6 protein-coding genes are annotated in these 7,670 nt (G+C 36.3%); 1 reads left to right on the top strand and 5 read right to left on the bottom strand.

Annotated elements, in window-relative coordinates:
- The 4 genes from U9Q18_04565 to U9Q18_04580 all read right to left on the bottom strand — a co-directional run.
- Window positions 1–180: esterase (locus U9Q18_04565; GenBank protein MEA3313629.1), on the bottom strand; the 180-nt coding region annotated here is incomplete at its 3' end.
- A gap of 10 nt (window positions 181–190) precedes the next feature.
- Window positions 191–1,660 carry a glycerol kinase GlpK gene (gene glpK, locus U9Q18_04570; protein ID MEA3313630.1) on the bottom strand — a complete coding sequence of 490 codons (1,470 nt, stop codon included), beginning with the start codon at window positions 1,658–1,660 and terminating at the stop codon, window positions 191–193.
- A gap of 87 nt (window positions 1,661–1,747) precedes the next feature.
- Complete coding sequence (gene guaA / locus U9Q18_04575) at window positions 1,748–3,292, bottom strand: glutamine-hydrolyzing GMP synthase (protein MEA3313631.1); 1,545 nt, start codon at window positions 3,290–3,292, stop codon at window positions 1,748–1,750.
- Window positions 3,273–4,367, bottom strand: a complete 1,095-nt coding sequence (locus tag U9Q18_04580; protein ID MEA3313632.1) for an IMP dehydrogenase — start codon at window positions 4,365–4,367, stop codon at window positions 3,273–3,275. The genes guaA and U9Q18_04580 overlap by 20 nt, the downstream gene beginning before the upstream one ends.
- 219 nt (window positions 4,368–4,586) lie before the next feature.
- Here U9Q18_04580 and U9Q18_04585 point away from each other — a divergent pair, with 219 nt between their 5' ends.
- Window positions 4,587–5,396 (top strand): arginine deiminase family protein, encoded by an 810-nt coding sequence (locus tag U9Q18_04585; protein ID MEA3313633.1) that lies wholly within the window; start codon window positions 4,587–4,589, stop codon window positions 5,394–5,396.
- Between the two features lie 16 nt (window positions 5,397–5,412).
- Here the strand turns inward: U9Q18_04585 and U9Q18_04590 are convergent.
- A partial coding sequence (locus tag U9Q18_04590) for a stalk domain-containing protein (GenBank protein ID MEA3313634.1) occupies window positions 5,413–7,670 on the bottom strand: 2,258 nt, incomplete at its 5' end.

Below are 7,670 nucleotides of genomic sequence, written 5' to 3' on the forward strand. Positions count from 1 at the left end.
CCATCTAGTTCCGTGCCCAGCAAGACGAGGACCTTCAACATTAAAACCAGCCTTATCTGCAAGGTATTTTGCGGGATAGATAACACTACCTGTAGTTCCTGTAAAACCTTGTAATATCAAAACACCTACATCAGAATCGCTTTTAAAAGAAAATGGTTCAGCCCCTTTTAATAATTCCATACTTGCCTCCTTATTTTTCCCAATTTTTAACACGCTCGACAGCTTTTAGATATTTTTCATAAGCCACTTCTCGTTTTATATTATTCCATAAAGGATTAAATACCTTTTCTACAGCAAAACAATTTTCAATTTCTTCTTCCTGCAAAACACCAGCCCCGATAGCTGCTAACAAAGCAGCCCCTTTTGCAGTAGATTCTTTACATACAGGCCTCATTATTTTAATGTGAGACATATCCGATTGAAGCTGCATAATATAATCATTTTTTGCTACGCCTCCGTCTACCCGCATCTCAGATATCTCCGGGCATTTTCCTTTTATAAATCTTAATAGCTCTTCTACCTGCAGAGTAATAGAATAAATTGCCCCCTTCACTATATCTTCTCTTTTAGTTCCTCTGGTTAAACCAAATATCCCACCTCTTGCATATGGGTCCCAATGAGGCGCACCCAATCCCGTAAAAGCAGGGACAAAATATATATCTGGTTCGATACCGTTTGACAAAATATCGTTTAGTTCATCAAAACTTTTTAACAAGCCAATGTCCAACAACCAATCTATTAAAGCCCCAACAATAAATATACTGCCTTCTATGGCATATTGAGTTTTGCCTTTAATTTTCGATGCAATAGTGGTAAGAATCCCTTTGTCAAAAAATTGTGGCTTATCACCAGTATTTAAAAGCAAAAAACTACCAGTCCCGTAAGTATTCGTAGCAATACCTTTTTTAACTCCTCCCTGACCGAAAAGTGCAGCCTGCTGATCTCCCATAACGCCTGTAATAGGGATTCCATCTGGAAGAACATCGATGCCAGATGTTGTACCAAAAATATCTGCACTCTCTACCACTTCCGGAAGCATCTCTTCGTTAACTTTGAAAAGATGTAAAAGCTCCTTATCGTACTGCAAGTTATTTATATTAAAAAGCAAAGTTCTTGAAGCATTTGTTACATCCGTTTTAAAAAATTTGCCTCCGGACAATTTGTATACAAGAAATGCATCAATTGTACCAAACAATGTTTTTTTATTGTTTACCTCAAGGACATTTTCCAGCAACCAACGGATTTTTGTTCCGGAAAAATATGGATCAAGAAATAACCCTGTTTTCTCATGAATAACCTTTTCCGTTCCTTGTTCTTTCAAAGCTTCAGATAGCTGTGTAGTCCTTCTACATTGCCATACAATAGCGTTATGCAAAGGTTTTCCACTATCTCTATCAAACGGCACAACTGTTTCACGTTGGTTGGTTATTCCAATCGCTAAAATGTCTTTTGAATCTATTTTCCCTTTTTGTAAAGCCTCTTTGATCGATTTTAATACTTTTTCAAATATTTCTTCAGCATCCTGTTCTACCCATCCATGCTTTGGAAAATACTGATTAAACTTCTTTTGAGATGATGAAACCTCTCTAATTTTTTCATCAAAAATTATTGTCCTCGTGCTCGTTGTTCCCTCATCAATAACCAGAATGTAGCGTGCCATATATCCTCCTTAAAAAATTTGTGTACAGTATCAAACCAATATTTTTCCAAAACTCAGGTCAATTTAAAAAATTAACCCAAATGCATACTACTCCCATTCAATAGTAGCTGGGGGTTTCGAGCTAATATCATAAGTAACTCTGTTCACGCTTGTCACTTCATTGATAATACGAGATGATACCTTTTTCAGAAAATCAAATGGGACCTTAGCCCAATCAGCCGTCATCCCATCACTACTTTGGACAATTCTTATAACAATCACTGAATCGTATGTTCTTTTATCACCCATAACACCGACTGTTTTCACCGGAAGAAAAACACAAAAGGCCTGCCATACTTTATCATATAAACCCGCCTTGCTCAGTTCTTCTAAAAATATATAGTCCGCTTCTCGCAAAGTGTTTAATCTCTCTTCGGTAATTTTTCCAATAATTCTAATAGCAAGTCCGGGTCCCGGAAACGGATGGCGTGCTAAAATTTTCTCTGGGATACCTAGCTCTTTTCCGAGCACACGCACTTCATCTTTAAACAATTCTCTAAGCGGCTCAATAAGAACAAACTTCATATTCTTTGGAAGGCCTCCAACATTATGATGTGACTTAATTTTTGCGGAATATTTCCCTCCTTTTTTCGACTCAATAACATCCGGATAAAGCGTACCCTGAACAAGATACTTGATATCCCCCTCATCTTTAGCAACTTTCTCAAATACTTTTATAAATTCCCGTCCTATTATTTTTCTTTTTTTCTCTGGCAAAGAAACACCTTTTAAATTATCAAGAAACTGTTTCTTTGCATCTACAAACAGCACTTTAAGCCGCAAGTCTCTGCGAAAAACATCAAGAAGTTCAATGGCTTCGTTTTTTCTCAAAAGGCCAGTATCAACAAAAACAGGAATCAAATTTTTACCAAGCGCCTTTGAGGCAAGAATAGTTGCTACAGATGAATCCACTCCACCACTAAGCCCTGATATAACCTTGCTCTCTTTTGCAGTTTCTCGAATTTCATTGATTTTAGCAACTGCAAAATCAGAGATACTCCAGGAAGGAGAAACCTTACATATTTTAAACAAAAAATTGGAAATTATCTCTTTACCAAATTCACTATGGTTAACTTCCGGGTGAAACTGTAAGCCAAAAATATTATCTTCCTCAATTGATGCAATAAGGCCGTTTTCACTTATCGAAGTAATATTAAACCCGGCTGGCATTTTATCGACATAATCATTATGGCTCATCCACATAATACTTCTTTTGGGGATAGAATCAAATAAAAGAGATTTTTTAACAACTTTTATCTCATTTCTTCCAAATTCTCCAAGTGTACCCCTCGCAATTCTTCCACCAAGCATTTTAACAATAAGCTGAAAACCGTAACATATACCAAGCACGGGAATACCTAGCTTAAAAATTTCTTTGTTAGGAAAAAGAGCATCTTTTTCATAGACGCTGCAAGGACCACCGGATAATATTATTCCTTTTGGTTTTAAAGAAACAATCTCATCAATCTTAGTTTCAGGCGAAACAATCTCAGAATAAACTCCGAGCCCTCGCACCTTTTTCGTTATAAGATGCGTATATTGTGAGCCAAAATCAATTATTACAATGTTTTTGTTAAAGTTCTTTAACATCATGCGCTCGGCTCTCCCTAAGACCCATTCCAGTAATTTGGTAAAATTTTGCTTTCTCTCTCAGTTCTTCAATATTTTTCGCTCCTACATATCCCATACCGGAACGAAGCCCCCACACTAATTTGAACATAACATCCTTAAGAGCACCAGTATACAACGTTAAAGCTTCAATTCCTTCAGCAACCATTTTAACCCCCGCACCTCCGCCATACCTATCGCCACTTCCCTTTTTTAATGCAGAAATAGATCCCATTCCTCTAAAATATTTATATTTCACTCCTTCTTTTTCCACTAGTTTTGACGAACTTTCATCACAACCCGCAAAAATGTTTCCCATCATGACAGAATTTGCTCCCAGTCCAATAGCTTTAACAATATCCCCGGAAGTTTTTATACCTCCATCAGCTATCATGGGAATGCCTTTCTCCTGGCATGCCAAACGAACATTCATAATAGCAGAAGCCTGTGGAACCCCAGCGCCAGAAATTGTACGAGTAGTACATATTGATCCCGGACCAATTCCCACTTTGACGGCATCACTCCCTGCCTTAATCAGAAAAAAAGCACCTTCTTCAGTTGCAACATTTCCTGCAATTACATCTGTATCAGGAAATTTATCCTTTACACGCTTAACAAAATCCCCAACTCGTTGTGAGTGGCCATGAGAAGTATCTATAACAACAAAATCGCATCCAACCTCTACCAAGTACTTTACTCTGCTAATTTCCCCGTCAGCAACTCCTACTGCGCCACCGACAAGTAATCTATCATCTTTGCCAAGTACACAATTTTTAGTAGCTTTCGCTTTTTTCACTTTTTTTATTTGAAGCGCCTCTTCCTCTTTTTTCATATTTCTGTGTATAACTCCAACCCCGCCAAGTCTTGCCATTTCTATAGCCATCTTGCTTTCAGTTACTGTGTCCATAGGAGCAGAAATAAAAGGAATTTTCAAATCAATATTTCTTGTTAACTTCGTACATGTATCCACATCTTGAGGTAATACAGCAGAATACAGGGGAACAATTAAAATATCATCAAAAGTAAACGCTAAACCAGTAATTTTTGGTGCATTTTTCATTTTTTATCCCTCCTCCAAATCCCTCATATCATAATACTTATCAAAATATTACGCATATCCAAGTTATAAATATCATATTATCTTTTTCTTTAGAATAATCAAGATTTCATAATTAAATACTAAATAATTTTGAAGAAATTAAATTAACTAATCGGTATATTTTATAAAAATAAAAAATATACATATAATAGATAAAAGTTTAAAGAGGATAAAAACTTTATGGCTAAAAATAAAGAAAACAAACTAACTGAGGCTATTGTTTCAACCCCAATTCATGAATACTTTCATGTTAAAAACCTCCGTAGACATAATATAACGTCGTTGCCAGATAAAAATAAAGCAATAAAACAACATAATGAATTAAAGAAAACAATGCAAAATTTTGGATGCCATATTATTGATGTCAAAGAATTAAAAGGACATCCAAACTCGATATTTGTAAAGGACACAGCAATTTGCACATCAAATGGATACATTAAATTGAGAATGGGATTAATTAGCAGGAGAGAAGAAGAACAATGGATTTCAAAAACATTGAAATCTCTAAATATCCCGCTTATTGCATCTCTTAAAGAACCTGCTACTGCGGAAGGTGGTGATGTAGTATTGGCAGGAAAAATTGCATTTATTGGGCACTCATCAAGAACAAACAAGGAAGGAACAACAGCAATTAGCCATATCCTGTCAAATATGGGATATGAAACACGAATAGCCAACGTACCTTTGCCATTCTTACACATCGGTGGAGCAATGACCGCGTTAGATAACAACTGCATCGTTCATTGCAAACAGGTATTTCCAGATGACTTCTTTAAAGATTTTAAGGAAATAGAAATCCCCTGCAATACATTTATCAGTGGTAATGTTATTAATCTTGGAAAAAACGAAGTAATAGCAGAAGTATCCAACACACCACTTATCAGAACACTTCAAGAAAATGGTTTTATTGTTCACTCAATAGATTTGTCCGAATTTATAAAAGGAACAGGGGGACCAAGTTGCCTTGTTTTATCTGTAAAAAGGGAATGATTATCGGTTAGATTATTCATCTGTAAGTAATTGTTACAGTTCTTGTAGTCCCATCCCAATCAACTATACATCCCAGATTCTCTGCAACAAATCGAATAGGAACAAATGTTCTATCATTCACAATAATGGGAGATACATTGTGGTTATTCACATCTATCCATACAGGGACACCATTCACCGATGCTTTCGGACTATCAATCCAGAGATATATAAAAATAGTGTCAAGTTGAACAGTAACCTTTCTTTCTTTATCATCCCATTGAACCGTACCACCCAGAGCTTCTACAATTGCACGTATCGGCACAACGGTTCTATCCCAGCCATGCACAATCACAGGAATTGTGCCTCTCCCCGGATCTATTTCTTGCTCAACCCCATTTACCAGCATATATGGATTGCCTATCTTCAATTTTATAACTATATTCAGCTTTCCTTTTAAGAAAACGATTTTTGTAATTGTAGTTTCCTCTCCTCCTTCGTAAACTGCAACTGCAGTAATTATATTTTGTTGAGCAAGCAGCAAAACAGTTGCATCAAAAGTTCCATCCGTTTTTACATTTATTTTTTTGCCATTAATTGTTAGATAAGACCCTGGTGATACCTTGCCTGTGAAAGAAAAAGTCGAATTTGAAACAGTAATTCCATCTGTAAAATTAAGATGCAGATAAGGCTTTACCGTAAAGATGCCTTTTTCAATCAAAATTTCTAAACGTTCATTCAAAACATTCTCCACAATTACATTTTGCAGTTGAAGAGTATTTACAGAAATTTTTTTACACTTTACAGTAACAAAAGCTACATTACCGCTTCCAGAAACAGCAGTTTTACCTTTTGTAGAAACAGCAACAAGAATTTTTCCACTGCTAACTTTATGAACAATTAACCCCTCCTTAAATAACGCACCTTTCTCTACATTGACAATAGAAATATTATTGCCATTATACGTAATAACAAAAGACAATCCCCTCATATTTTCTACCCCTGTTATATCTATCGGGATAGTAGCCGTTTCACCCTTCATTGCATCACCATTGCCAATAGATAATTTAGCAGGAAGATGCGTAGATATCATTACCGTAACAACGACTGATCTAGTTAAATTATGAGAAGACATCAATTTCAATGTGATGTTTGCACTATCCCCATCCTTTGCTGTAACAGGTACCATAACAGTAAGGTTTATTTGTTTTGATTCATTAGCAGCCAAAAAGAAGGAATCATTAGCCACGCTTATATCCCAATCTTCCGGTGCTTCCTTTACCGAAATATTATAGCCATCACCATTAGAACCCACATTCATAACGCTCATGGTAATATTTATTTTCTCTCCGGGACGCGTTATCACTGCTTCAGGATGTGCTGAAAAATAAGCATCATAGGGTAAGCTGCTTATGTCCTCGAAAAGAACACGTATAATATTATGAAAACAATCTGTCACAAGAAAAGTGCCATTTTCTACCTCGATAGATGTTATTTCATAAAATATTCTCTCACTTTGATATAAAAGGTCTCCCTTTGTACTAAAAACCGATATTCTCCCATTCTCCGTATCAGCAACTACTAAATTCCCGGCTTTATCTGTTGCTACATCCTCAGGTATATAAAATTGCATTGTTCCTCTACCGCCGCCCTCTCCAATAGTACGTTGCTCTGTAAATGTATTATCGAAACAATGAATTTTGTTATCATAGATTGAGGCAATATAGTAATTGCCATTGCTGTCCTGTGTTATCCCTGAAGGAAATTTGCAAACAGAACGGATCTGAATGATATTACCAAGATAATCAAACTTTACCACACTGTTTTTGTCAAACAAAGTTGCATAAAAATAGTCGTCAATTCCCTTTATGATTTTTCCAACCTTACCAAGTCGATCATCATATAAAACATTCTTTACGCTGCCATTACTGCCATAAATTGCAATCCCTCCATACAAGCCTACGAAAATATTACCTGCCTTATCCGATAGTATGCTGTATGCAGGAGGAAACGCATCTCCTTTCAGTTTGTCAATACGTCGCACCAATGACCCTGAAGGAGAAAATTGCACCAGCTCACTTGTTGCAAATCCACCATAATTTACAACCCAGACATTTCCGTTCTCATCAAGAGTTGCGTCAATTGGATTCACAAGTCTTCCATCTACATCTTTGGGAGATTCTTTTTTTGACAAAAATATACCTGCTTCGCTGAATACACTAAGCCGTGACCCCATAGAATGCCCAAAAGGAGCATCAGAATTTACATCCCAATAATAATAACCTGCATCCATCA

Source organism: Caldisericota bacterium (assembly GCA_034717215.1).
Lineage (GTDB): Bacteria > Caldisericota > Caldisericia > Caldisericales > Caldisericaceae > UBA646.